This is a genomic window from Allobosea sp. 2KB_26, assembly GCF_052115715.1.
Classification (GTDB): domain Bacteria; phylum Pseudomonadota; class Alphaproteobacteria; order Rhizobiales; family Beijerinckiaceae; genus Allobosea.
This window is the reverse complement of record NZ_JBFRHE010000010.1, coordinates 117,826-141,282: the sequence shown is the minus strand read 5'-3', so window position 1 is coordinate 141,282 and position 23,457 is coordinate 117,826. Positions and strand designations below refer to the sequence as shown.

The 23,457-nt window shown below is 65.7% G+C and carries 24 protein-coding genes; 18 read left to right on the top strand and 6 right to left on the bottom strand.

Annotated elements, in window-relative coordinates:
* Nucleotides 1-2 precede the first annotated feature (2 nt).
* From AB4099_RS23855 to lpdA, 3 genes are read left to right on the top strand one after another with little or no spacing between them, the layout of a single operon-like run.
* Nucleotides 3-1,019, top strand: coding sequence for an alpha-ketoacid dehydrogenase subunit beta (locus tag AB4099_RS23855; protein ID WP_113518728.1), 1,017 nt, complete (start codon nucleotides 3-5; stop codon nucleotides 1,017-1,019).
* The gene (locus AB4099_RS23850) at nucleotides 1,019-2,332 is read left to right on the top strand and encodes a dihydrolipoamide acetyltransferase family protein (protein WP_113518727.1); all 1,314 of its coding nucleotides are present in this window, start codon (nucleotides 1,019-1,021) and stop codon (nucleotides 2,330-2,332) included. The genes AB4099_RS23855 and AB4099_RS23850 overlap by 1 nt, the downstream gene beginning before the upstream one ends.
* Before the next feature lie 4 nt (nucleotides 2,333-2,336).
* Nucleotides 2,337-3,734, top strand: a complete 1,398-nt coding sequence (lpdA, locus tag AB4099_RS23845; protein ID WP_441479860.1) for a dihydrolipoyl dehydrogenase — start codon at nucleotides 2,337-2,339, stop codon at nucleotides 3,732-3,734.
* A gap of 81 nt (nucleotides 3,735-3,815) precedes the next feature.
* Here lpdA and AB4099_RS23840 read toward each other — a convergent pair whose 3' ends face one another.
* The 4 genes from AB4099_RS23840 to AB4099_RS23825 all read right to left on the bottom strand — a co-directional run bounded on the left by AB4099_RS23840 (nucleotide 3,816) and on the right by AB4099_RS23825 (nucleotide 7,709).
* Nucleotides 3,816-5,234, bottom strand: a complete 1,419-nt coding sequence (locus AB4099_RS23840; protein WP_441479859.1) for an ATP-binding protein — start codon at nucleotides 5,232-5,234, stop codon at nucleotides 3,816-3,818.
* 4 nt (nucleotides 5,235-5,238) lie between these two features.
* Nucleotides 5,239-5,895: a response regulator transcription factor gene (locus AB4099_RS23835; protein WP_441479858.1), complete on the bottom strand. Its 657-nt coding sequence runs from the start codon at nucleotides 5,893-5,895 to the stop codon at nucleotides 5,239-5,241.
* A complete protein-coding gene (locus AB4099_RS23830; protein WP_441479857.1) occupies nucleotides 5,895-6,575 on the bottom strand; it encodes a PepSY domain-containing protein in 681 nt (226 codons plus the stop codon). Before AB4099_RS23830 ends, AB4099_RS23835 begins: the two co-directional genes overlap by 1 nt.
* Before the next feature lie 489 nt (nucleotides 6,576-7,064).
* On the bottom strand, nucleotides 7,065-7,709 hold the full coding sequence (locus AB4099_RS23825; protein ID WP_441479856.1) for a hypothetical protein: 645 nt from the start codon (nucleotides 7,707-7,709) through the stop codon (nucleotides 7,065-7,067).
* A 124-nt stretch (nucleotides 7,710-7,833) separates the two neighbouring features.
* Here AB4099_RS23825 and AB4099_RS23820 point away from each other — a divergent pair, with 124 nt between their 5' ends.
* The 4 genes from AB4099_RS23820 to AB4099_RS23805 all read left to right on the top strand — a co-directional run bounded on the left by AB4099_RS23820 (nucleotide 7,834) and on the right by AB4099_RS23805 (nucleotide 11,367).
* Nucleotides 7,834-9,387, top strand: a complete 1,554-nt coding sequence (locus AB4099_RS23820; protein WP_441479855.1) for a sensor histidine kinase — start codon at nucleotides 7,834-7,836, stop codon at nucleotides 9,385-9,387.
* Nucleotides 9,384-9,983, top strand: a complete 600-nt coding sequence (locus tag AB4099_RS23815) for a response regulator transcription factor (RefSeq protein WP_441479854.1) — start codon at nucleotides 9,384-9,386, stop codon at nucleotides 9,981-9,983. The genes AB4099_RS23820 and AB4099_RS23815 overlap by 4 nt, the downstream gene beginning before the upstream one ends.
* Nucleotides 9,984-10,118: 135 nt before the next feature.
* Nucleotides 10,119-10,607, top strand: a complete 489-nt coding sequence (locus tag AB4099_RS23810) for a GlcG/HbpS family heme-binding protein (protein ID WP_441479853.1) — start codon at nucleotides 10,119-10,121, stop codon at nucleotides 10,605-10,607.
* Nucleotides 10,608-10,677: 70 nt separating this feature from the next.
* Nucleotides 10,678-11,367 (top strand): ankyrin repeat domain-containing protein, encoded by a 690-nt coding sequence (locus tag AB4099_RS23805; protein WP_441479852.1) that lies wholly within the window; start codon nucleotides 10,678-10,680, stop codon nucleotides 11,365-11,367.
* A 129-nt stretch (nucleotides 11,368-11,496) separates the two neighbouring features.
* On the opposite strand, the gene AB4099_RS23800 is transcribed toward AB4099_RS23805, so the two are convergent.
* Nucleotides 11,497-11,814: a hypothetical protein gene (locus AB4099_RS23800; RefSeq protein ID WP_441479851.1), complete on the bottom strand. Its 318-nt coding sequence runs from the start codon at nucleotides 11,812-11,814 to the stop codon at nucleotides 11,497-11,499.
* Between the two features lie 408 nt (nucleotides 11,815-12,222).
* On the opposite strand from AB4099_RS23800, the gene AB4099_RS23795 reads away from it, so the two are divergent.
* From AB4099_RS23795 to AB4099_RS23750, 10 genes are all read left to right on the top strand, one after another.
* Nucleotides 12,223-13,041, top strand: a complete 819-nt coding sequence (locus AB4099_RS23795) for a transporter substrate-binding domain-containing protein (RefSeq protein ID WP_069877798.1) — start codon at nucleotides 12,223-12,225, stop codon at nucleotides 13,039-13,041.
* A gap of 104 nt (nucleotides 13,042-13,145) precedes the next feature.
* A complete protein-coding gene (locus AB4099_RS23790; protein ID WP_441479850.1) occupies nucleotides 13,146-13,790 on the top strand; it encodes an amino acid ABC transporter permease in 645 nt (214 codons plus the stop codon).
* Nucleotides 13,787-14,443, top strand: a complete 657-nt coding sequence (locus AB4099_RS23785; RefSeq protein ID WP_441479849.1) for an amino acid ABC transporter permease — start codon at nucleotides 13,787-13,789, stop codon at nucleotides 14,441-14,443. Before AB4099_RS23790 ends, AB4099_RS23785 begins: the two co-directional genes overlap by 4 nt.
* Entirely contained in the window at nucleotides 14,424-15,152 is a 729-nt protein-coding gene (locus AB4099_RS23780) for an amino acid ABC transporter ATP-binding protein (protein WP_069877795.1), read from the top strand. The genes AB4099_RS23785 and AB4099_RS23780 overlap by 20 nt, the downstream gene beginning before the upstream one ends.
* A 2-nt stretch (nucleotides 15,153-15,154) precedes the next feature.
* Nucleotides 15,155-16,177 (top strand): LacI family DNA-binding transcriptional regulator, encoded by a 1,023-nt coding sequence (locus tag AB4099_RS23775; protein ID WP_441479848.1) that lies wholly within the window; start codon nucleotides 15,155-15,157, stop codon nucleotides 16,175-16,177.
* Nucleotides 16,170-17,762, top strand: coding sequence for an acyl CoA:acetate/3-ketoacid CoA transferase (locus AB4099_RS23770; RefSeq protein ID WP_441479847.1), 1,593 nt, complete (start codon nucleotides 16,170-16,172; stop codon nucleotides 17,760-17,762). Before AB4099_RS23775 ends, AB4099_RS23770 begins: the two co-directional genes overlap by 8 nt.
* Nucleotides 17,759-18,532, top strand: coding sequence for an enoyl-CoA hydratase/isomerase family protein (locus AB4099_RS23765; protein ID WP_441479846.1), 774 nt, complete (start codon nucleotides 17,759-17,761; stop codon nucleotides 18,530-18,532). The genes AB4099_RS23770 and AB4099_RS23765 overlap by 4 nt, the downstream gene beginning before the upstream one ends.
* A 3-nt stretch (nucleotides 18,533-18,535) precedes the next feature.
* Nucleotides 18,536-19,291 (top strand): 3-ketoacyl-ACP reductase, encoded by a 756-nt coding sequence (locus tag AB4099_RS23760; RefSeq protein ID WP_441479845.1) that lies wholly within the window; start codon nucleotides 18,536-18,538, stop codon nucleotides 19,289-19,291.
* A 17-nt stretch (nucleotides 19,292-19,308) separates the two neighbouring features.
* The gene (locus AB4099_RS23755; protein WP_441479844.1) at nucleotides 19,309-20,469 is read left to right on the top strand and encodes a dihydrodipicolinate synthase family protein; all 1,161 of its coding nucleotides are present in this window, start codon (nucleotides 19,309-19,311) and stop codon (nucleotides 20,467-20,469) included.
* 133 nt (nucleotides 20,470-20,602) lie between these two features.
* Nucleotides 20,603-21,634: an AGE family epimerase/isomerase gene (locus AB4099_RS23750; protein WP_441479843.1), complete on the top strand. Its 1,032-nt coding sequence runs from the start codon at nucleotides 20,603-20,605 to the stop codon at nucleotides 21,632-21,634.
* Nucleotides 21,635-21,717: 83 nt separating this feature from the next.
* Here the strand turns inward: AB4099_RS23750 and AB4099_RS23745 are convergent, their stop codons facing one another.
* Nucleotides 21,718-22,743 carry an AraC family transcriptional regulator gene (locus AB4099_RS23745; RefSeq protein ID WP_441479842.1) on the bottom strand — a complete coding sequence of 342 codons (1,026 nt, stop codon included), beginning with the start codon at nucleotides 22,741-22,743 and terminating at the stop codon, nucleotides 21,718-21,720.
* A gap of 420 nt (nucleotides 22,744-23,163) precedes the next feature.
* On the opposite strand from AB4099_RS23745, the gene AB4099_RS23740 reads away from it, so the two are divergent.
* Entirely contained in the window at nucleotides 23,164-23,454 is a 291-nt protein-coding gene (locus AB4099_RS23740; RefSeq protein WP_162768471.1) for an STAS domain-containing protein, read from the top strand.
* Nucleotides 23,455-23,457: the final 3 nt, after the last annotated feature.

The window sequence follows — 23,457 nt, the reverse complement described above, 5'->3', positions numbered from 1 at the left end:
CGATGGCTCGGATGACGATGATCGAGGCGATCCGTTCGGCGCTCGATGTCTCGATGGGCCGCGACGAGAATGTCGTGGTCTATGGCGAGGATGTCGGCTTCTTCGGTGGCGTGTTCCGATGCACCCATGGCCTGCAGCAGAAATACGGGGTGAATCGCTGCTTCGACGCTCCGATCAACGAACTCGGCATCGTTGGCACGGCAGTCGGCATGGCGGCCTATGGCCTGCGCCCCTGCGTCGAGATCCAGTTCGCCGACTACATGTATCCGGCCTACGATCAGATCGTCTCGGAGGCGGCCAGGCTGCGCTACCGTTCGGCCGGCGATTTCACCTGCCCGCTGGTGATCCGCATGCCGACCGGCGGCGGCATCTTTGGGGGGCAGACGCATAGCCAGAGCCCGGAAGCGCTCTTCACCCATGTTTCCGGGCTGAAGACCGTGGTGCCTTCCAATCCGCATGACGCCAAGGGCCTCTTGATCGCCGCGATCGAGGATCCCGATCCCGTCATCTTCCTCGAACCGAAGCGGCTCTATAACGGCCCGTTCGACGGTCATCACGATCGCCCCGTGACACCCTGGTCCAAACATGAGTTGAGCGAGGTGCCGGACGGCCATTTCGCGCTGCCGCTCGGCAAGGCCGCGATCCGGCGCGAGGGCGCGAGCGTCACCATCATCGCCTATGGTACCATGGTCCATGTCGCCGAGGCGGCAGCGGAAGAGACTGGCATCGACGCCGAAGTCATCGACCTGCGCAGCCTGCTGCCGCTCGATCTCGACACGATCGTGGCCTCCGTACGCAAGACCGGCCGCTGCATCGTCCTGCATGAGGCGACGCTGACCTCGGGCTTCGGCGCCGAGCTCACGGCCCTGGTGCAGGAGCATTGCTTCTACCATCTCGAGGCGCCGATCATGCGCGTCGCTGGCTGGGACACGCCTTATCCGCATGCCCAGGAATGGGCCTATTTCCCCGGCCCGGCGCGTGTCGGCGCGGCCCTGCGCGAGATCATGGAGAGCCGGTGATGGCGGAACGGGTCATCAAGCTTCCGGACGTCGGCGAGGGCATTGCCGAGGCCGAGCTCGTCGAGTGGCACGTCAAAGTCGGCGACATCGTGCGCGAGGACGATCTCCTTGCCGCTGTCATGACCGACAAGGCGACGGTCGAGATCCCGTCGCCAGTTGAGGGCGAGGTGGTCTGGGTCGGCGCCGATATCGGCGATACCGTCGCGATCGGCTCGGCGCTGGTTCGGCTGAAGGTTGCCGGCGAAGGCGCCGCGGATGCTGACGAAGCGGCAGCAAACGAGGCGCCCGAGCCGGTGGCTGTTGAGACGCCTGCCGCTGTGTCGAAAAACGAAGCGCCTGCCTCCGCTCCGGTAAAGCTGGCTGAGGCCAAGCCCGCTGCATCACCGAAGCCGCGCGCGGTCTCAGCTCCTCCGCTGAGCGTCGCACCGAGGCGGCAGGCTGGCGAGAAACCGCTCGCCTCGCCGGCCGTCCGGCTGAAGGCGCGCGAGGCCGGGATCGACCTGCGCCAGGTCGTGGGTTCCGGCCCGGGCGGCCGCATCACTCATGAGGACCTCGACAGCTTCGCGCTGCGCGGGCCCGAGGCCGAACGTGCGCCAGGGCTGGCGCGCCTGACCGCCGTCACCGCCGTCAAGATCGTCGGCCTGCGTCGCAAGATTGCCGAGAAGATGGCGCTGTCCAAGGCGCGCATTCCGCACATTACCATCGTCGAGGAAGTCGACGTCAGCGCCCTCGAGGACTTGCGCGCCGTCCTGAACAAGAAGCCGACGCCGGAGCGACCGAAGCTGACGCTTCTGCCCTTCGTGATGCGGGCGCTCGTCAAGGCGCTGGCCGAGCAGCCGAACCTGAACGCGTTGTTCGATGACGAGGCCGGCATCGTCCACCAGCATGCCGGCATCCATATCGGTATCGCGACCCAGACGCCGACCGGGCTGATCGTGCCGGTCGTGAAGCACGCCGAGGCTCGTGATCTCTGGGACTGCGCCCGGGAGCTCGGCCGCCTCGCCGAACGGGGGCGCGAAGGCAGCGCGACCCGTGACGAATTGACGGGTTCCACGATCACGGTCACATCGCTCGGAGCGCTCGGCGGCATCGCGACCACGCCGGTGATCAACCACCCCGAGGTCGCCATCGTCGGCGTCAACAAGATGATGATCCGGCCGATGTGGAACGGCACGAGCTTCGTCCCGCGCAAGATGATGAACCTGTCGTCGAGCTTCGACCATCGCGTCATCGACGGCTGGGATGCGGCCGTCTTCGTGCAGCGGCTCAAGGAGCTTCTGGAAAACCCGGCAATGCTCTTCGTGGATGCCTGACGCCATGACCGAGATCACCTGCAAACTGCTTGTCATCGGCGCGGGCCCGGGCGGCTATGTCTGCGCCATCAGAGCTGGCCAGCTCGGCATCGACACGGTGATCGTCGAGAGCACGAAGCTCGGCGGCAGCTGCCTCAACGTCGGCTGCATCCCGTCGAAGGCGCTGATCCATGTCGCCGACGAGTATGAGAAGCTGGCTACGGCCGCGCAGGGCAAAACCCCGTTCGGGCTCACGGCCTCGGCGCCGGCGCTCGATTTCAAGCAGGCCATCGGCTGGAAGGACGGGATCGTTCAGCGCCTGAACAACGGCGTCGCCGCGCTCTTGCGCAAGTCCAAGGTCAAGGTCGTGCATGGCCGGGCCCGCTTTCGCGACGGCAAGACGGTTGCCGTCGAGACCGAGACGGGACCGAAGCTGATCCGGGCCGAAACAATCGTCATCGCCACCGGCTCGGCACCGGTCGAACTGCCCTTTCTGCCCTTTGGCGGCACCGTGATCTCGTCGACGCAGGCGCTGTCGTTGCCCGAGGTTCCAGCGCGGCTGGCGGTGGTCGGAGCCGGCTATATCGGCCTCGAACTGGGGATCGCCTTTGCCAAGCTCGGCTCGCAGGTCACGATCGTCGAGGCCCTGCCGAAGATCCTTCCGCTTTACGATGCCGAGCTGACCGCGCCCGTGGAGAAATCGCTGTCGAGGCTGGGCGTCGAGCTTCTGCTCGGAGCGAAGGCGCGCGGCGCGGCTCCGGATGCCAAGTCTGTGCTGGTTGAAACGGCGGAAGGCGAGGAACGGCGGATCGCGGCGGACGCTATCCTCGTCACCGTTGGTCGCAAGCCGGCCCTGTCCGATCTCGGTCTCGAGGAATTGGTGCTCGACATGGATGGCAGCTTCATCCGCATCGGCGAGCGCTGCGAGACCTCGATGCGCGGTGTCCACGCGATCGGTGACGTCACCGGCGAGCCGATGCTGGCGCATCGCGCCATGGCTCAGGGCGAGCTGGTGGCGGAGATCGTCGCAGGCTTGCCGCGCGCCTGGGACAAGCGTTGCATTCCGGCAATCTGCTTCACGGATCCGGAAATCGTCTCGGCCGGTCTTTCACCGGACGAGGCGCGCCGCGCCGGCTTCGAGATCAAGACCGGGCTGTTTCCGCTCGCTGCCAGCGGGCGTGCGATGACGCTGCACAGCGAGCAGGGCTTTGTCCGCATCGTCGCGCAGGCCAGCACCCATGTGATCCTCGGTATCCAGGCGGTCGGGCAGTCCGTCTCCGAACTCAGCGCGGCGTTTGGGCTCGCCATCGAGATGGGCGCAACGCTCGAGGATATCGCGGGGACGATCCACGCTCATCCGACGCTTGGCGAAGCGGTGCAGGAGGCGGCGCTGAAGGCGCTCGGGCACGCCATTCATATCTGAATCAGTTGAGGCTGTGACTGGGTTCGGGCCGGGCGCGGTTCGGCGGAAGCGGCCCAACCGGATCCGTTCGGTCCGTGCGGCCTATTGGATCACTGCAGGCCTCAGCTTCATTGCACCATCTCCGTGCTTTCGTTCGCTGCGCCGAGGAGGCTCTATTTCGAACGAGATGGTGCAGCCGGTTTCGGTGTCGGCGACGATCAGTTCCCGACCGTATTCGGCCAACGTATCCGAAACGATCGCAAGGCCCAGACCCGATGAATGGTGACTGTCCGGAGCGAAGTGGACGCCACGTTGCAGGATCAGTTGGCGTCGGTCTCCCGGCACGCCGGGTCCATCATCGCTGACCGAAAGAACGGTGCTGCCGTCGTCAGCGGTGTGGACCTGTACCGTGACGGCGCTACGCGCCCATTTGCGAGCATTGTCGAGCAGATTGCCAACGACCTCGGCGAAGTCGTCGGTTTCCATCGCGGCGCTGACGTTTTCGGGAACCTTGATACTCCAGGTGATGCTGTTGGCGCTGTCGATGCGGCTCATCAGATCGACCAGTCGGTCGACGATCGGCAGGACGAGCGTTCTCATGCTCACCGCCTGTATCGCACCGTGCGTCCGCGCCCGTGCAAGCTCGCGCTCGACATGCGCGCCGATCGCTTCGCATTGCTCATGCAGGATGGCTGCATGTGCGTGCTGTCCGGATCTTTCCAGACGTGCCACTTCGCTCGACAGGATCGTGAGCGGCGTCTTCAGCCCGTGTGCCAATAGGCCCGCTCTGTCGCGTGCCTTGCGGACCAGCTCATCTTGACGATCGAGCAGCCTGTTCAGATCGTCGACCAGCGGCTTGATCTCCTCCGGAAGGGTCCCCGTCAGGCGGGACGTGCGACCTTCGCGCACGGCGGTGAGGCTCGCGCGCAACTGGTGAAGCGGCTGCAAGCCGAACCGCATCTGCAACCAGGCCCCGCCGATCAGCAACAATGCGAGCAGGAAGAGGATCTTGGCGACATCGAGGGAGAAGGCATGGCGCAGTTCGCCGATGTCGGCATGGTCAAGCGCGACGGCCAGCTGGAAGGTCCGTGGGCCATCGGCGCCCTCGAGCTTCACCGAGCGTTCGAGCACATAGAGCTCGGATTTGTTCGGCCCGTCGATCTCGAACGCGCCCTTGCTCTTGTCCTCCACCTTGACCGCGCTCGTATCGAGGATCTGGTCCCAGAGCGACCGCGAGCGCAGAAGCTGCACCGCCCCTTCGCTGATCTGCCAGTAGGCGCCGCCATAGGGCAACTGATAGCGCGCATCGGCGAGATCGTGGTTGATCAGCGGATTGCCGTCCGCATCGAGCTCGAACGCCTTGGCGAGTTCACTGGAGCGGATCTCCAGCTCGATCGCGATACGCTTCAGGACATGCTGCTCGAACACCAGGATGAGCGCTGCGCCTGCGGCCGCGAGCGTCACGGCAATCGTCAGAGCCGCGATCGTCAGGATGCGCTTGCGGATCGAGCCCGAGCTCATCGACTCAGCCCCCGATGATGTAGCCATGGCCACGCCGGGTGCCGATCGTCTCGGCTCCGACCTTCCGGCGCAAGCGCCCAACCAGCACTTCGACGGCGTTGCTGTCCGGTTCGTGATCGCCGCCATAGACATGGTCGATCAGTTCGCCCTGCGACACGACCCGTCCCTGATTATGCACGAGATAACGCAGCAGCCGGTATTCCAACGGAGACAACTCGACATTGCGCCCGCCAACCGCGACCGTCCTGCGGCGTGTGTCGATGTTGAGGTCACGATAGACCAGTTGAGGCGTCAGGTGACCGCCAGCCCTGCGAATGAGTGCGCCGACCCGGGCGACCAGCTCCTCAGCCTGAAACGGCTTGGGCAGATAGTCATCGGCGCCGGCGTCTATGCCTTCGACGCGCTCCATCCAGGCGCCGCGCGCGGTGAGGACCAGAATCGGCGTTCTGACCGAGGCTGCCCGCAGCTTGCGGACAACCGAGAGCCCGTCGAGCTTCGGCAGGCCGAGGTCGAGCACGAGCGCATCGAAATCGTCCGTCTCGGCGCGAAACCAAGCGGCCTCGCCGTCATGGACGACCTCCGGAACATAGCCGGCTTCCGTGAGCGCGGAGGCGACATCGCCGGCGATGCGCCGTTCGTCCTCCACGACGAGAATTCTCATCATCGCCTCCGCATTTGGAGGATCCGGTTGCGCCGGGCGTCGACTACGACTTCGCGGTAGCGGCCTGTGCCGTCGAGAACCAGTAGTTCATAGCGCCATTCGCCCGTGGACGCGAGGCGCAGGTCGACCTCGAGCACGTCACCGGGGACAGCCGCGCGCACCACCGACAGGACGGCCCCGAGCGACACGACCTGCCCCCCCTGGGTGGCCTGACGTGCGAAATCGGCGCTCGTATTGCCCCAGTGCTGGCCGGTGCTGACGGAATCCTCGCCGTTTCTGCCGCCACGACCTGAACGACCGCGCTGATTGTCTCCCGAATTTTGGCTCGCGGCGGATCCGCCGTCATTGCCCGACCTGCCGCTGCCGGAATTGCTTCCGCTATTGCCGGAGCCTCCGCCGCCGCTGGATCCGGAGCCGCCACTGGAGCCGCCGCTGCCACCGCCGGAGCCGCCACCGCCCGAACCGCTACCCCCGCTTCCGCCTCCAGAGCCACCTCCGCCTCCGGAACCGCCGCCACCCCCACTGCCGCCAGAACCCCCGCCGCCGCCGCCGCCGCCATCGCCTCCACCGTCCTTGGCAAAGGCGGGGGCGATCCAGGCCGGGTTTGTCGCGACGAGCGCAAATACGACCGCGAGGGCCGGAACCGCGCGCCACAGGGCGATGTTGCGTGAATGTCGCATGGTAACTTTCGAAGCTACGACATCCAAGCTGACATTTCCCTGACAAGCCGCGTCAGGCTGGCGAGGTTCGAGGGCGTGCAGGCTCTGCTTCGTCACCGAGGAGAGAATGATCGGCGGTGGCTATGGCAAGGAGATACGACCATGACATTGCGATCACTTATGCTGGCGACCACCATCCTGGTGGCGACCACCGGCTCGCAGGGCGTGAGCGCCGCCATCCGTGGCGACAGCTCGCCTCACCTGGAAGGCATCATCCGCCTGGGGGCGTCGGCCCTGTCCCGGAGCGGTGAGGGCGAGAACACTTCCACCGCTCGCAAGAATGCGTCGTCGCGTGAGGATGCGGCCCGCGTCATCCTGGCGCGCGACGGCGGCGGGGGAGGCGGAGGCGGAGGTGGTTCTGGGGGTGGAGGGAGTGGTGGAGGCTCCGGTGGTGGCAGCGGCGGCTCTGGCGGAGGCAGCGGTGGCAGTGGCGGCGGAAGTGGCTCCGGCTCAGGCTCCAGCGGCAGTAGCGGCGGCAGTGGCCGCGGTGGCGATAGCGGTGGAGGTCTCGGCGGTTCGTCGAGTGGCGGTGGCGGCGCTGCCGATGCGCGTGGCCGCGGTGCCGATGATGGAGCCGGTCATGCTCGGGGCGGTCGCGGTGCAGACGATGCCGTAGGTCAGGCTCGGCATGGGCGTGGGGCGGATGATCCGGCTGGCCATGCGCGGCAGGGACGGGGTGCGGACGATGCAGTCGGTCAGGCCCGGCGTGGGCGTGGAGCGGATGATCCGGCTGGCCATGCGCGGCAGGGACGGGGTGCGGACGATGCAGTCGGTCAGGCCCGGCGTGGGCGTGGAGCGGATGATCCGGCTGGCCATGTGCGGCAGGGACGGGGTGCGGACGATGCGGTCGGCCAGGCCCGGCGTGGGCGAGGAGCGGATGACCCGGCCGGCCATGTGCGACAGGGACGTGGCGCGGATGATTCCGTCGGTCAGGCCCGGCGTGGACGCGGGGCCGATAATCCGGTCGGCGACGTGCGTCGCGCCCGCGGCGCCGACGATCCAGTGGGCCATATCCGGGGTGGCCGCAGGGCGGATGACCAAGCCGGTCATCTCTGAAACAGACCGATGCGCGAGGCCGCATACGGCCTCGCGCATCCTCTGGCATCCTGCCTGACGTGGGAAACGGGACGTTGGATAGGCCGGCTGTCTCGGCTGGGCGAGCACGACGGTGACGATGGAGGGCTTGCGCGATAGGGTGTCCTAAACTAGGCGCACCCTCGTGAAGCAACGGCTCCTCGCCTTTCTCGGATTGTGGATACCGCTGGCGCTGATCGCCCTTGCCTTGGCGGCTGCGGCCGAATTCGTCCGGGTACGGGATGGGCTGGAGCGTGATGGCGGCACGCTGCACCGCGTCCTGTCGCAGCGCGTCGATCAGCATGACGCCCATCTGACCAGCCTGGCAGCAGTCCTCGCAAGCTCGGATGCATCATCTGTAACCTTCCAGGCTGTGGTGGAGGCGATGCAACGCTTCTATCCCCGCATCGCTGCTGTCGCCCTGGTCGGTTTCGCGGGGGCATCCGAGATGGATGCCGGCAGCCCGCCGCCTGCTCTCCGGGATTTCGACATGGCGGCGCTTGCGGGAAAGCTCCGCGAACTCGGGCCAGGGCAGGCTGGGACGGTCGCCAGCCGAGGGGGGGCGCCGTTCTACGCGCTGGTCAAGCGCCTTCCCGACACTGCGTCCGAAGTCCGCGCGCTCATCCTGGTGATCGACGGCAAGCTCCTGGTCGAACCGGAGGGCGGCCTGCCGCACGAGATCGCTCTTGTGCTTCGGGATGCTGCCGGAGCGATCCTCGTTCAGACCGGGGTAACCCTTCCCGAACAGGGAGTGATCCCCCGTCTCAGCTATGAAAGGGCGCTGGGCAGTCGGTCACAGCCGCTCGTGCTGCACCTCGCCGGGCAGCCGGTTCTGGCGGATCTCCTCCCACCGCGCACCGCATTCGCCGTACTCACCGCGACGGGGCTCGCGGTCTTCCTGTTGCTGGTGATCCGGCGCGAGAGACGGCGAACGGCGGGCGCAAGGGAGGCCATGCGCCTGCACCAGCATGAGGCCCGGCTGGCCCATGCGATGCGGGTCAATACAGTCGGTGAAATGGCGTCCGGCATTGCCCATGAGATAACCCAACCCCTGACGGCGATCCTCAGCCAGAGCCAGGCGGGCCTTCGCCTGGCTCTGTCGGGAGGGAAAACCCCCGACGAACTCGTGAGCGTGCTTGAAGCCAATGTCCGTCACGCGCGGAGGGCGGGCGAGATATTGGAGCGGCTGAGGGCCTATGTCTCACGACGTGATCCGGTCCGGCAGCCTGCCGATCTCAACCAGATTACCCGCAATGTGGTCGAACTGGTCGGACGCGACCTGCAGGAGCGCGCGATCACGTTGCGACTGGAACTAAGCCCCATTCCGCCATGGGCGGTGGTGGATCGCGTTTCCATCGAACAAGTCGTGCATAATCTGGTTCGAAACGCTGCCGAGGCGCTTGATGCAGTGCCGGAGGAGCGGCGCGTGATCACGATCACGGTCCGGGAGGTCGCTGGGGAGGCGGAGATTTCGGTCGCGGATCAGGGGAGCGGCATTGCGGATGCCGATATGGCGCGCCTTTTCGAGCCGTTCTTCACGACCAAGAGCGGCGGAATGGGCCTTGGCCTGCCATTATGCGAGCGCTTGGTCGAAAGCGCGGCCGGACGCATAGAAGTCCGGAACGGAGCGGCGAGTGGGGCCGTCTTCACGATCCGTCTCCCCGCCTTGATCGCGGAGCGGAAGGTTGCTGCGGAATGAAACCGGCTGCACGCACGGTCTATCTGGTCGATGACGACAGCGATGTCAGGGAAGCCTTGACCTTGCTGTTGAAGACCATGGGATTCGCCGCAAAGCCGTTTTCGAGCGCACAGGCTTTCCTTGATCGCCCGGATCCGCAGCAGGATGGCTGCGTGGTCGTCGATATCCGCATGCCGGGGATCTCGGGTCTGCAGCTGCTCGAACGGATGGCCACCGAGGCAGTACGCATGCCGACGGTTGTGATCACGGGCCACGGCGATGTCACCGCCTGCCGGCGCGCATTCAAGGCAGGGGCCGTCGATTTTCTGACCAAGCCGGTCGATGAGCAGGTTCTGCTCGAGGCGATCGAGGCCGGTTTCGCGCAGCGCGACGACCTCAGCCGGGATCAGGCAGAGCGGACCGAACGGGCCGCACTGCTCGCCCGCCTGACCCCACGCGAGCGCGAAATTCTCGATCTGGTCGCGCAGGGCCGGTCGACCAAGGAGATCGCACGCGCGCTCGACCTCTCGCCCCGCACGGTCGAGACTCATCGTGCCAATATCGGGGAAAAGCTTGGCGCGACCTCGGTCGCCGCCATGGTGCGGGCCGCGCTTTAGGGCTCGGCCCTTCGGCGGGCCTCCGTATGATTACGGAGATGGCTCCGGCACCACACCGATAATCTTCGCCGCCGCCTCGGGCTAACCTTTCTCCGTCGAGCACAGGGTTCGATCATGCTCAGAACCGGAGAAATCATGTCCACGATCCGCCTTGCCGCCGCCGCGGCCCTTGCGCTTGTCCCTGCCGTCGCCGGGGCTCAGGTTCTCCAGGAGCGGAACATGCCGCTGGCCATCGCCCAGGAACTCGCCCAGGCCACAGTCGAGGCGTGCGCGGCCAAGAATTTCAATGTGACGGCGACAGTCGTCGATCGCGCCGGGCTTGTGCGCGCCGTGCTTCGCGCTGATCGGGCGGGGCCGCACACCGTCGAGGCCAGCCGCGCCAAGGCTTTTACCTCCGCCTCAGCCCGCAACTCCACCTCGGCGATCGCCGAAGGTGCCGAGAAGAATCCGGCCGCCCGCCATCTCGCATCGATCGATGGCTTCCTGCTGCTTGGCGGCGGTGTGCCGGTCAAGGTCGGTGACGAGGTCATCGGTGCGGTCGGGGTCGGGGGCGCTCCCGGGGGGCATCTTGATGAAGAATGCGCCAATGCCGGCATCGAGAAGGTGAAGTCGAAGCTGCGCTGAGACTATTCTTGGGCATGTCGATGAAGGCGGCCGGCGCTCCGGCCGTCTTCGGGATTGTCGGAGCGGGTCAATGTCGAGAACGCTGTTCGCCGCCGTGATCCTCGCGGTCACGACCCTGTCAGGCCAGGTGCGGGCGCAGACGTCGCCGAGCGCCACGGAACTGTCTGCCTATCAGGGCCTCCACGCTGCCGCCGCGTCCGGCGACGTCACTCAGGTCAGCCGCCTTGTCGCGACCGGTGCTGACCTGAACGCCCGGGACGGCAACGGCCGCACGCCGCTCCATGTCGCGGCCTTTCGCGGGCAGGGGGCCGTGGCGCGCGCCCTGATCGTCGCGGGAGCGAACCCGGCGCTTCTCGACCACCAGCGTTATGATGCCGTCACCATCGTCGCAGTCAGTGACGACGTGCCGACGTTGAAGGTTCTGCTAGCTGCGGGCGCAGCCGCGACCCTCGTCACCAGCCGCTATGACGGCACCGCGCTGATCGCCGCCGCCCATCTCGGCCATGAGGGCATCGTGGAAGAGCTGATCAAGGCGGAGGCGTCCCTCGATCACGTCAATAATCTCGGCTGGACTGCCCTGATGGAGGCGGTGGTGCTCGGCAATGGCGGCCCACGGCATGTCGCGACCGTGCGGGCGTTGGTCGCCGCGGGCGCCAATCCCGCGATTGCTGATCGGGATGGCCTTACGCCGCTGCAGCATGCCCGCGCGCGCGGCTATCAGGCCATCGTCGAGGCGCTTGAAGGCACGCCTGTTCGCTGATCGACGCCGCTCGCCAACGGCTCTTGGTCATTGGTTTTCTCCGGGGCCACGTCAGGCGGCCATCCTCAGACAGAGTGTCGGGAGAGCGCAGCGCTCCCAACGTTCTTGGCTGGGAGCGCTATCCCGGCTTCAATCAGCCAACCGGTGCTCGAGCACCTGATAGAAATCATCATTGGCGGGGTCCGCAGCCAGTGCGAGCGTGGTCTCGTCGGAGGGGACGCTTAGCCCGCCCGCAAACGCCTTGAACGCATGAGCGGACTCTTCTTCCAGGAAGCAGAGCCGTATCGCCATCTTGTCCCTGGGCAGGGCGACAACGCGATAGGGAATGTCCCGCAGACTGAGCCACGCATCCATGGCGTCGAGCTTGAGGCGCAGATTCACATCGTCCGTCGTGACTAGGACGTGATGAATCCAGTGGGGGGCATCGACGACATCAGGGCATGCCATGCCAACTTCCCCCGCTCGCAGATTATCTCATCGCGCCGCTCCCAAATCTGGCGTTTCTCGCCTAGGTTGTATAGGGCGAATTCTTGCTTGTTCACAGGATTGAGCTGCTGTCGCGCGAACCGGCCCGGAGTGGGCTGACATTCAGCATCCACTTCGACGAGGCCCGCTGAAGGGGAGTCATGGCGGGCACGAAAACCAGCCATCCGCATCGCTCGCTCCCCTTTGGCTATGGACGGAAACGCCAACATCCGAAGAGATTTCCGGCGACGATTGCTCGCGAGTGGAGAGCGATGAGCTGGATGGAAGCGTTCGTGGGCTTGACTCCGATTTGGTCATATGGAACGTTCCAGTTCGAAGCTGGAACGTTCTAGAAGCCCGGCTCATGGAAACGCGACATGGAGAAAGTGCATGGACGAGCATAATCCGTCACGCCGCGCCGCTTTGGGCGCACTAGCCTTGGGGACGGCCGCCGCTGCTGCGGTCACTGCAAGCACGACGACAGCCAGCGCCTCGACGCCTGAGGAATTCACCAAGCGCGGCAGCATTGCCATCGGCGTCGTGTCGGGCGTGCCGCCTTTCGGTATCGTCAATGAGCGCGGCGAAGCATCGGGCTATGATGTCGATGTCGCCAATCTCATCGCTAAATACATGGGCGTGAAGGCGGAGATCACCGCGCTGGCACCGCCGGCACGCATTCCCGCCTTGCAGGCCAAGCGCGTGGACCTGCTGGTCGCGACGCTCGGACCGACGCCGGAGCGCGCCAAGACCATCGTCTTCCCGATGCCTTACAGCGCCTTCCGCATGTCGATCATGGGCGCGAACGATCTGGCTGCGAAGTCTCTGGCTGATCTCGCCGGCAAACGCGTCGCGGTTCCGCGCGGCAGCCCGCAGGACACCACGCTGACGCGCATGGCGATGCCGGGTACGAACATCGTGCGCTTCGATGACGATGCGATCTGCGCCCAGGCGGTCTTCAGCCGCCAGGTCGATGCCGCGGCTCTTCCGGACACCACGGTCAATCAGATTCTGGGTCAGAACAAGGGCGCCAACGCCGAGCTCAAGTTTGCCTTCGCGCTGCAGCCCAACTCGATGGCTGTCCGCAAGGACCAGATGGAGCTGCATCAGTGGCTCAACAATACGATCTGGTTCATGAAGAACTCTGGAGAGCTCGACGAAATCTCCAAGAAGTGGCTCAACGCGCCTCTGCCGGAACTCCCGGTCTTCTGAGCTAGCGCACCGGTGCGCCCTGGCGGCGCACCGGCTTCGTCTTCTCCCGCGATCGAAATGTCAGCACTATGCCAAGCCTCGTCTTTTCCGACGTTTGGGCGCAATTGGACACGCTCCTGAGCGGCCTTCTGCAGACCGTCTGGATCTCCGCTGTCGCAATCGTGCTCGGCGTGGTCATCGGCGTCCTGTGCGCGGTCGCGCGCAGTGCACGCAGTCGGATCCTGCGCGTTCTTGCGGCGGGATATGTCGAGGGCATGCGCAACACGCCCTTCATCGTCCAGCTCTTCCTCGTCTTCTTCGGGCTTCCTGGCCTGGGCATTCAGATCACGGCGATCCAGGCCGGGTTGATCGCGCTCACCCTCAATCTCGGCGCCTATTCGGCAGAGATCATCCGGGCTGGAATCGAGGCGACCCATCGCTCGCAGATCGAGGCTGGTGCGGCACTCGGACTGAGGCGCCGCGATATCCTGCTCCACGTCGTGCTTCTGCCGGCCCTGGAGCGAGTCTGGCCGGCGCTGTCGAGCCAGTTCGTCCTCACCATGCTTGCCTCTTCGATCCTCTCCCAGATTTCCGTCGAGGAGCTGTCCTCTGCGGGGGCGCTGATCGACAGCCGCACCTATCGCTCGATGGAGGTCTACATCATCCTCGCCGGCTTCTATCTCGGCCTCACGATGCTGTTTCGCCTGAGCTTCGATCTCGCCGGCCGCTTCCTGTTTCCGCGTCGTCGCGCGGTGGCGGTGCGTCGATGATCCGTTCCTTCGGTCCCGCCGAATTCACCTTTCTTGTCGAGGCGGCGCGTTGGACCGTGCTGCTCTCGCTGCTGGCCTTCATCGGCGGCGGCGCGATCGGCATGGTCGTCGCGCTGATGCGGGTGTCGCGCAACGCCATGCTCAGGAACATCGCCGCGGGCTGGATCAGCGTGGTGCAGGGCACGCCGGTGCTGATCGTGCTCTTCCTCGTCTTCTACGGCTTGCCGTTCCTCGGCTTGCGCTTTCCGCCGCTCGTGGCGGCGGCGCTCGGGATGACGGTCTATGCCAGTGCCTTCCTGGGCGACATCTGGCGAGGCTGTATCGAGGCCGTACCGCGCCAGCAATGGGAGGCGGCGTCCTCGCTCGCACTGAAACCGGCGCAGCGCATGGTCTATGTCGTGCTGCCGCAAGCCGTCAGGCTGGCCGTGCCGCCGACGGTCGGCTTCATGGTGCAGATCGTCAAGAACACCTCGGTGGCGTCGATCATCGGCTTTGTCGAGCTGACGCGGGCCGGCACCCTCATGAACAACGTGACATTCCAGCCCTTCTGGGTCTTCGGCTCTGTCGCACTTCTTTACTTCGCCATGTGCTGGCCGCTGAGCGTGATGAGCCAGCGGCTCGAGAGGAGGCTCCATGCCGGTCGTCGTAGCTGAGGACGTTCGCAAGTCGTTCGGATCGCTCACCGTCCTCGACGGTGTCTCGCTGAGTGTTTCCGAAGGGGAGCTGATCGCGGTGATCGGCCGCAGCGGCTCGGGCAAAAGCACCTTCTTGCGCTGCCTGAATGGCTTGGAGACGCCGGATTCCGGGCAGATCATCGTTGCCGGTCACGCGCTGGCTCCCGGTGAGGAAGCCCTGCGTGCGCTGCGCCAGGATGTCGGCATGGTGTTCCAGTCCTACAATCTCTTTCCGCATCTGACGGTCGGCAAGAACATTGAGCTGGCGCCCAGACTGGTGAAGAAGATCGGCAAGGCCGAGGCTTCGGATATCGCCCGTTCTGTGCTCGCCGAGGTCGGGCTGGCCGAGAAATACGACGCTTTCCCGGAGCAGCTCTCCGGCGGGCAGCAGCAGCGTGTCGCAATCGCGCGCAGCCTGGCCATGCGTCCGAAGGTGATGCTCTTCGACGAGGTCACATCGGCGTTGGACCCGGAACTGACGGGTGAGGTGCTCAAGGTCATGGAGGGCCTGTCGCGGTCCGGCATGACCATGCTGCTTGTCACACATGAAATGGCCTTCGCGAGGAAAGCGGCGAGCCGGGTGGTCTATTTCCATCAGGGACGCATTCACGAGCAGGGGCCACCCGAGGAGTTCTTCGGTGCGCCGAAGACTCCGGAACTGCAGCAATTCCTCGGAGCCGTTCTCTAGCGATGTCCCGGCCAACGCTGATCGAAGTCGCGGAACGGGCGGGCGTGTCGAAGTCGACCGCTTCGCTTGCGCTGCGTGGCGCCCCGGTTTCGGCCGAGGCACGCGAGCGGGTTCAGCGTGCCGCGTCCCAGCTGGGCTACATCTATGATCGGGCCGCTGCCGCGATGCGGGGCGCTCGATCGGGCACGATCGGGCTGATCGTCTTCGATCTTGCCAACCCCTTCTATTCGGAGCTCGCCGCCGGCGTGTCCGAGAGCCTTGAGGCGGAGGGCGCGCTCGTCCTGATCGCCGACACGCGCGAGGATTGCGGACGGCAGTCACGAATCCTGACCCGGATGCGCGAGCATCGGCTCGACGGGCTGATCCTCTGCCCGTCGACCGGCAGCGATGCGTCGGAACTGAGAGCCCAGATTCCGTCCGACCTGCCGCTGGTCCAGGCGTTGCGCCATGTCGAGGGGTTGGTCTCGGATTATTCCGGCGCTCAGAACGCGGCTGGTACGCAGGCCATTGGTCGCCATCTGCTGGGACTCGGTCACAGGCACATCGCGTTTGCCGGGCATAATGACGAAACCTCGGTCCAGCGCGAACGTTTCGCCGGCCTGAAGCAGGCGACCGATGAGGCGGGCCTGCCGACGCCGCTCTCCATCGCCTGTCCGCCGACGCTCGCAGGCGGCGTCGCTGCTGCGGAGACCGCTCTGGCGCTTGGCCCGCAGCCGACGGCGCTCGTCTGCTTCAACGATCTCGTGGCGATCGGTGCGACGCTGGCGCTGGCGCAGCGCGGCATGACGCCGGGTCGTGAGCTCTCGATCACCGGCTTCGACGACATCATGGAGGCGGCCTTGCGGACGCCGGCCCTGACCACGGTCGCGATCGAGCCCCGCAATCTCGGACGCAAGGCGGCAGAGCTCGTGCTCGAGCGCCTCGACGCTCCGAACGCGCCGCCCAAGACCTGCCTTCAACCCGCCCACCTCATCGTCCGGAACACGACGGGCGCCCCCTCCCTCCCTGGACATCGCCATGTCTAAATCTGTCATCACCGCGCAGGCCGCGGCCCGCCTGATCCCCGACGACGCCGTCGTCACCGTCTCTTCCTCGTCCGGGTTGAACTGTCCCGACGCCGTGCTCAAGGCGATCGGCGAACGCTTCAAGGCGGAAGGTCATCCGCGCAATCTGACGACGCTGCACCCGATCGCCGCCGGCGACATGTACGGCATCGACGGCATCGACCATCTCGCCCAGCCCGGCCTGCTCAGCGCGATCCTCGCCGGCTCCTATCCGTCCGGCCCGTCCTCGCTTCCGTCCCCGCGGATCTGGTCGATGATCGGCAGCAACGAGATTGCCGCCTGGAACGTTCCATCCGGAATTCTCTTCGACATGCACCGCGATGTCGCGGCACGACGAGCCGGTGTTCTCACCAAGGTCGGGCTCGACACCTTCGTCGACCCGCGCCGCCATGGCTGTGCGATGAACGACGCGGCGCGTGCCCGCCCGCCAGTGGTGAGCGTCGTCGCGTTCAGCGGCGAGGAGTGGCTGCACTTCCCCAATATCGTACCGAAGGTCGCGATCATCCGCGGCACGACCGCCGATGAACGCGGCAATATCAGCATGGAACATGAGGGCGCACCGCTCGGCGCGCTCGACCAGGCCATGGCAGTCCGCAACCATGGCGGCATCGTCATCGCCCAGGTGAAGCGTGTCGTTGCGACCGGCTCGCTGCCGACGCGCCAGGTCGTGGTCCCGGGACACCTTGTCGATCACGTCGTCGTCGACCCCGACCAGCGCCAGACCACTGGAATCGACTATGATCCCGCGATCAGCGGCGAGATCCGCGTGCCGGCATCGGCCTTCGAGCTGCCGGCGTTCGGCATCGAGACCGTCATCGCCCGGCGCGCGGCGATGGTGCTGCGCTCGGGCTGGGCGGTGAATCTCGGCTTCGGCGTCTCGGCCGTGGTTCCACGTGTGCTGCTCGCCGAAGGGCAGGCCGGCAGCGTCACCTGGGCTATCGAGCAGGGTGCGGTCGGCGGCATGCCGTTGACGGGCTTCGCCTTCGGATGTGCGGCCAATGCCGACGCCATCCTGCCTTCGCCCCAGCAGTTCACCTATTTCCAGGGGGGCGGCTTCGACTGCGCGCTGCTCTCCTTCCTCCAGGTTTCCGCCGCGGGCGACGTCAACGTCTCGCGGCTGGGCTCGAGGCCCTATCTCACGGCTGGCGCCGGTGGGTTCGTCGACATCACGGCTCACGCCAAGCGCGTTGTCTTCAGCGGGACCTTCACCACCGGTGGGCTCGATGTTGCGATTGCCGATGGCGGTCTGACCATCAAGCGCGAGGGCAAGCTCAGGAAGTTCGTGCCGGAGGCCGAGCATGTCACCTTCAGCGGCCGCCGCAGCCGGAGCGTTGGCACGGACGTGCTCTACGTCACCGAGCGCTGCGTGATGCGCCTCACCGATGAGGGGCCGGAGGTGATCGAGATCGCCAACGGCATCGACCTGAAGCGCGATGTTCTGGAGCAGGCCGATATTCCGCTGAAGGTCGCCGCCGATCTCAGGCCGATGGATCCTCGCCTGTTCGATCCGGCCCCGATGGGCCTCGTCCTTGGAGCCAGGTCGTGAGCGAAGAGCTTTCATTCGACGTCCACGGCCTTGTCGCCAGCATCACCTTGCGACGTGCGGCCAAGCTCAATGCCTTGACGCCGGCGATGCTCGACGGGCTGATCCGTGCCTGCGACGCCATCGAGGCCGATCCGGCCATTCGCTGTGCCGTGCTGCTGGCGGAGGGCAAGGCCTTCTGCGCAGGGGCCGATATCAACGCCTGGTCGGGTCTGACGCCGATCGAGATGTGGCAGCGCTGGATCGTCCCCGGTCATTCCGCCTTTGGCCGTCTCGCTGCGTTGCGCGTGCCGACGCTCGCGGTCGTCGAGGGCGCCTGCTTTGGTGGCGGGCTCGAACTCGCGCTCTGCTGCGATATCAGGATTGCGTCGGAACAGGCGATGTTCGCAATGCCAGAGGTTTCGATCGGGACGCTGCCCGGCTGGGGCGGAACCGGGCGCCTGCCGCGCGCGGTCGGGCTGCCTCGCGCCAAGCAGATGATCTTCTCCGGAGAGCGAATCGATGCGGTACGAGCGGAAAGCTGGGGTCTCGTCAACGGTGTCTTCGACGGCGAAGGGGCACGGGCCGAGGCTTCGCGGCTGGCGGAGCTGATCGCGGGACGCGCGCCGGTGGCGGTCGCGGCTGCGAAGCTTGCGCTCTCCGTGCATGAGAACGATGCGCCGTCGCGCGCGCTCGAGGCGCTGGGCGGAGCGATCGCGTCGGCGACGCAGGATGCGCGCGAGGGCCTGGCGTCATTCCGCGAGAAGCGGGCTCCGAACTGGCAGGGGCTCTGAGACATGGCCGTCGCCAGCGTCACGGGAGCAGGCCGCGGCATCGGTCAGGCCATCGCCATCGCGCTGGCCAAGGCCGGCTTCGATCTCGTCCTGAACGATCTCAGCGAAGAGGCATTGGCCGAGACCGGGGCGGCGGTGGTCGCGTGCGGTCGTCGCCATGCGCTTGTCGCGGGTGATATCGGCTCGGACGCAGCGCGGATCGGCGAGAGCATGGCCGGCGCGCTCGGCCCGCTGCATTGCCATGTCAACAATGCCGGCGTGCCGATGCGCCAGCGCGGCGATCTTCTCGAAGGGGGCGCTGACGAGTTCGATCATGTGATGGGGATCAACCTGCGTGGCACGTTCCTGCTGACGCAGGCGATCGCGCGGCGCATGGCCGGCGAGGCTGCGCCGCCGGAGCCCGCGCGCAGCATCATCACCGTTACCTCCGCGAGCGCGGTTCTGGCGTCACCCGAGCGCGGTGCATATTGCATCTCCAAGGCGGGCGCCTCGATGATGGTCAAGCTCTTTGCCTTGCGGCTCGCCGAATATGGCATCATGTGCCACGAGATCAGGCCTGGCGTGATCCGCACCCCCATGACGGCGCCCGTCTCCGCTCGCTATGACGCGATGATCGCCGACGGCCTGACCCCGGTTGCCCGCTGGGGCGAGGGCGAGGATGTGGCTCGTACCGTCGCCTCCCTTGCGACCGGCGCACTCCCCTTCAGCACGGGCGACGCCTTCCATGTCGATGGCGGGCTCCATCTCCACCGCTTGTGACAGCGCCGAGGTCTTCAATGCCGAACCTTGCCCTACCCGTCGCGCCTGGGCGCAGCGAGACCTTCACCCTGTCGCCGGCGCGCGCTTTCGAGCGGCATGAGGGCCCGTTCACGCGGGTGGCCTATGCTGCGCCCCATGTCGTGGTGGATGCATTGGCCGAGCACGATCCCTGGCTCGACGCAGCGATCGACTGGGAGCGCACCATCGCCTTCCGCCGGCATCTCTGGTCGCTGGGTCTTGGTGTCGCCGAAGCGATGGATACCGCGCAGCGCGGCATGGGACTTGGCTGGCCCTCGGCGCTGGAGCTCATCCGCCGCAGCGTCGAGGCGAGCCGGGATTTCCCGGGGGCGCTGATCGCTTCGGGCGTCGGAACCGACCATCTGGAGCCGGGTCCGGGCGTCACGGTCGATGACGTGCTGCGGGCCTATGAGACCCAGTGCGAGGCAGTCGAAGCGCTCGGTGGGCGCATCATCCTGATGGCGTCGCGCGCGCTGGCCGCCGCGGCACGCGAACCGGCGGATTATGCCCGCGTCTATGGGCGCATCCTGTCGCAGGTGCGCGAGCCGGTCGTCCTGCACTGGCTGGGCGACATGTTCGATCCCGCCCTGGCAGGGTATTGGGGCGGGGCCGAATTCGAGACCACCATCGTTACTGTGCTCGACATCATCGCGGCCCATTCCGACAAAGTTGCCGGCATCAAGATCTCCCTGCTCGACAGGGACAAGGAGATCCTGATGCGCCGCCGCCTGCCGGCCGGGGTGCGCATGTTCACCGGGGACGACTTCAACTACGCCGAGCTGATCGAGGGAGACGAGCACGGGCACTCCGATGCGCTGCTTGGCATCTTCAATCCGATCGCGCCCGCTGTGAACGCGGCGCTGGGGGATCTTGCGCGCGGCGAGCAGGAGCGCTTTCGCAGGACACTGGCGGCGACCGTTCCGCTCAGCCGCGAAATCTTCACGGCCCCGACACGCTTCTACAAGACGGGTGTGGTCTTCATCGCCTGGCTCAACGGTCATCAGGACCATTTCACAATGCTGGGCGGACAGGAGAGCACGCGCTCGATTCTGCATCTCTCGCGGGTCTTCAGACTGGCCGATCAGGCCGGCGCCCTGATAGATCCCGAGAAGGCAACCGCACGGATGCGGCATCTGCTGGCGACACATGGCGTGGCTTGAAAACGTGACGATGAATTCTGCGGCAGCCGGAATGCCTGATTTCGCTTCTCCCAGAGGCCGCGCCGGACGGTGGCTGACCGAGGAGCTGCTTCCCAGCTGGGCGCGGAGTGCCCGTCATCCCGCCGGCGGTTTCGTGAGCGGGCTGTCCGCATCCGGCGAGCCCTTGATCGGGCAGCCGCGGATGCTGCTGGTCCAGGCTCGCCTTGCCTACAGCTTTGCAGTGGCACACAAGCTCGGTGCGCCGGGCGACTGGGCGCTGAAGGCCGCGAAGGATGCCTTCGCCGTGATCGTCGACGCGTTGCGCTCGGCCGATGGCGGCTTCAGGCAGAGCACCGGGCCCGAAGGGGCGACCCGCGACTTCTACGATCATGCCTTCGTGGCCTTCGCCTCTGCCTGGATGGAGCACGTGACCGGCGATGCCGGCTATCGTTCCGTTCTGCGCGAGACCATCGCCTTTCTCGACGATCGGATGGCTCATCCGGCCGGCGGCTATCGCGAGCGCCTCGAGCCCTCCGCTGGCCCTCGTCGCCAGAACCCGCATATGCACCTGCTCGAGGCGCTGCTTGCCGCATGCCGGGTCACCGGCGAAGCCGAGTGGCTTCTGCGGGCGCGGGGCATCGTCGATCTCTTCCTGGCGCATTTCTTCGACGCGCGTACCGGCTCGCTGATCGAGTTCATGACCGAGGACCTGGCGCCCTGCCCGGGGGAAAAGGGCGACTGGCGCGAGCCGGGTCACCATTTCGAATGGGTCTGGCTCCTGCTCGAATACCATGGTCTCTCTGCCGATGATCGGGTGCTTGCCCCCATCGAGCGGCTCTACGCCTCGGCAATGCAGCATGGCGTTCGGGGCTTCGCGGATGGCCGGGTGGGGGTCATCGAGGCGATGAGCGCAGCAGGCGATCCTCTGTCTCTCGATCGTCTGCTGTGGCCGCAGACCGAGTATGTGAAAGCCGAGATCGCGCGGGCGCGGCATTTCGGCGACGGCGACGCGGCGAAGCGCGCGGAACGTCACTTCACGGAGATCCGGGAGCTCTTCTTCGGCAACGGCGCACTGCTCTGGGCGAACCGCTTCGGTCCTGACGGTGGTTCGCGCGAGGATATCGTCCCGACGCGCGTCCTCTACCATGTCGCCTTTGCGGCGGCGGAGCTGGAGCGTGGCGCCTGAGCCGCCTTTTTGACGGTTGAAGTCGCTAAGCTCGAATTCCTGTCCCGGAGATCCCCGGCGAGCCCCCTTCGTCGCTTCGGCATCTAGGGCTTCACGGCTCCCTTCGGTTGCGGCAGCTGGCTGAGCTGGGTGCGCAGTGCCACCGCGCTTAGGCCAAAGGCTGCTTCGAACTGCGTATTGAAGCGCGTGAAATTGGAGAAGCGCCAACGCCGCGCAATCTCGCCGACGCGTTCGCCGGAATGGCCCTCGATCTCGCGTCTGACGCCCTCCAGCCGCACCGAGCGCTCGTACTCGGAGATCGACATCCCCAGGAACTTCTGAAAGCCGTATTGCAGGGCCCGCAGGCTGACGCCGGCGACCGCCGCAAGCTCCTCGGGGGGGATCGGCCTGCGGGCATTCTCCCGGATGAATTCGATGGTCCGCTTGACGTGCTTTGGGGCGATGAGATGCGAGCCCCGTTCCAGCGCCTTGGCGTGATTATGGGGCAGCACCTCCAGGATGAGGTCTGCCAGCAAGGCGCTCAGGCGCCTCGCACCATGTGGAGCATCCTGCAGCAACCGGACCAGCATCGAAAGGTCGAGCCCCACGAGGAAGCAACGCAGGGCGTCGACCGAAGGCTGCTCCAGATCGAGCTCGGGCTCGAAGCTGAGCTTGCGCATCACCGGCGCCCCGGTCAGTTCGAACAGACGGTTGGTCAGCAGGTTTCTGTCGATGAGAACGGAATAGTTTTCCGAATGGGCTGAACGATGCAGCGCCTTGGTCTCGCCCACATCGAAGATCGCGGCCTGCTGCCTTTCGCAGCGAATGACGCGATCTCCGAGCTCGATGCTCGTCGAACCCTTGAGCGCCACCAGCAGTTGATATCCCCATGGACTGTGCCGTGGCTGGATTTCGACCGGATTCTCGAAACTCGTACGGGTAAAGACGATCCCGTCCGACGCTTGATTCAGTGCATTGATCTCAATCCGTCCAGAGGACTCATTCAGCGGCGAGATCGCGATGTTCACGCCGTATGCCGCAAGGTGCTCCATTGCTTCGTGAGGGTCATGGGTGACGAAATGAAGCAGCGTCTGGCGCCGCGCTGTCGAGCGGTGATGGGCGCGCGTCATCACACCGTTCTCGACCTCGGCTCGCGGCACAGATCGCTGGCGGAAGCAAGCGTACTGGCGAGCCCTTGGCTGCATGGCAGCTTCCGACATCGCAGGTGTCGACCCATCTGAAAGCCCCTAGGCCGATCGGATTGCCTGAATCCGCCGCCGATTTTTTACAGTAGGCGAAGCGAGAAGACAGATTGCGCAAACTGGATTCGCCGGGCGCAACTGCCTGACAACCAGCGCAATATCTGATTCGCGGTTAATATATCGATCAGAATTGAAGGTAAAGATTGGCCTTATCAAACGTTTCAGACCTAAACTATCTCGATTGTTTGTATGTAATCCTGTTGTAATTCGGCAGGATGTCGTGCGGGATCGGAGATTGAATCTTGTTGGTCATAAGGAACGAAGATCAAGATATAGAAGGTTCAATTCGTGCTGACGTTAATGCTTCCAGCAGATTGCTCGCTACGAATGGTAGGTCACCTGTTTGATCAGATGACCTCTGCTGTTCAGGCCGAGGCTGAGGTCGAAATCGATTGTTCGGCCCTTGCCGTGATCGATCTCGCCGGATTGCAACTTCTGATTTCGGCTGGCCGGACCGCACAAGCTGGGGGCAAGCGCATCCGGCTGCAGGCTCCTTCGGACATCTTGAACGCTGCGCTGGCGCGGGCAGGCATCTCGCCCGCGCAGTTCGGTGACTGCATTCACATCAACAGGGCTTGAGTG

Bases quoted from the DNA above. Each gene is read 5' to 3' on its own strand.
- AB4099_RS23800 (WP_441479851.1), bottom strand. From the start codon at position 11,814: ATGGCATGCCCTGATGTCGTCGATGCCCCCCACTGGATTCATCACGTC.
- AB4099_RS23795 (WP_069877798.1), top strand. From the start codon at position 12,223: ATGGACGAGCATAATCCGTCACGCCGCGCCGCTTTGGGCGCACTAGCC.
- AB4099_RS23780 (WP_069877795.1), top strand. From the start codon at position 14,424: ATGCCGGTCGTCGTAGCTGAGGACGTTCGCAAGTCGTTCGGATCGCTC.
- AB4099_RS23835 (WP_441479858.1), bottom strand. From the start codon at position 5,895: ATGAGAATTCTCGTCGTGGAGGACGAACGGCGCATCGCCGGCGATGTC.
- AB4099_RS23830 (WP_441479857.1), bottom strand. From the start codon at position 6,575: ATGCGACATTCACGCAACATCGCCCTGTGGCGCGCGGTTCCGGCCCTC.
- AB4099_RS23755 (WP_441479844.1), top strand. From the start codon at position 19,309: ATGCCGAACCTTGCCCTACCCGTCGCGCCTGGGCGCAGCGAGACCTTC.
- lpdA (WP_441479860.1), top strand. From the start codon at position 2,337: ATGACCGAGATCACCTGCAAACTGCTTGTCATCGGCGCGGGCCCGGGC.
- AB4099_RS23805 (WP_441479852.1), top strand. From the start codon at position 10,678: ATGTCGAGAACGCTGTTCGCCGCCGTGATCCTCGCGGTCACGACCCTG.
- AB4099_RS23770 (WP_441479847.1), top strand. From the start codon at position 16,170: ATGTCTAAATCTGTCATCACCGCGCAGGCCGCGGCCCGCCTGATCCCC.
- AB4099_RS23810 (WP_441479853.1), top strand. From the start codon at position 10,119: ATGTCCACGATCCGCCTTGCCGCCGCCGCGGCCCTTGCGCTTGTCCCT.
- AB4099_RS23745 (WP_441479842.1), bottom strand. From the start codon at position 22,743: ATGACGCGCGCCCATCACCGCTCGACAGCGCGGCGCCAGACGCTGCTT.
- AB4099_RS23775 (WP_441479848.1), top strand. From the start codon at position 15,155: ATGTCCCGGCCAACGCTGATCGAAGTCGCGGAACGGGCGGGCGTGTCG.
- AB4099_RS23815 (WP_441479854.1), top strand. From the start codon at position 9,384: ATGAAACCGGCTGCACGCACGGTCTATCTGGTCGATGACGACAGCGAT.
- AB4099_RS23825 (WP_441479856.1), bottom strand. From the start codon at position 7,709: ATGCGCGAGGCCGTATGCGGCCTCGCGCATCGGTCTGTTTCAGAGATG.
- AB4099_RS23850 (WP_113518727.1), top strand. From the start codon at position 1,019: ATGGCGGAACGGGTCATCAAGCTTCCGGACGTCGGCGAGGGCATTGCC.
- AB4099_RS23760 (WP_441479845.1), top strand. From the start codon at position 18,536: ATGGCCGTCGCCAGCGTCACGGGAGCAGGCCGCGGCATCGGTCAGGCC.
- AB4099_RS23840 (WP_441479859.1), bottom strand. From the start codon at position 5,234: ATGAGCTCGGGCTCGATCCGCAAGCGCATCCTGACGATCGCGGCTCTG.
- AB4099_RS23785 (WP_441479849.1), top strand. From the start codon at position 13,787: ATGATCCGTTCCTTCGGTCCCGCCGAATTCACCTTTCTTGTCGAGGCG.
- AB4099_RS23855 (WP_113518728.1), top strand. From the start codon at position 3: ATGGCTCGGATGACGATGATCGAGGCGATCCGTTCGGCGCTCGATGTC.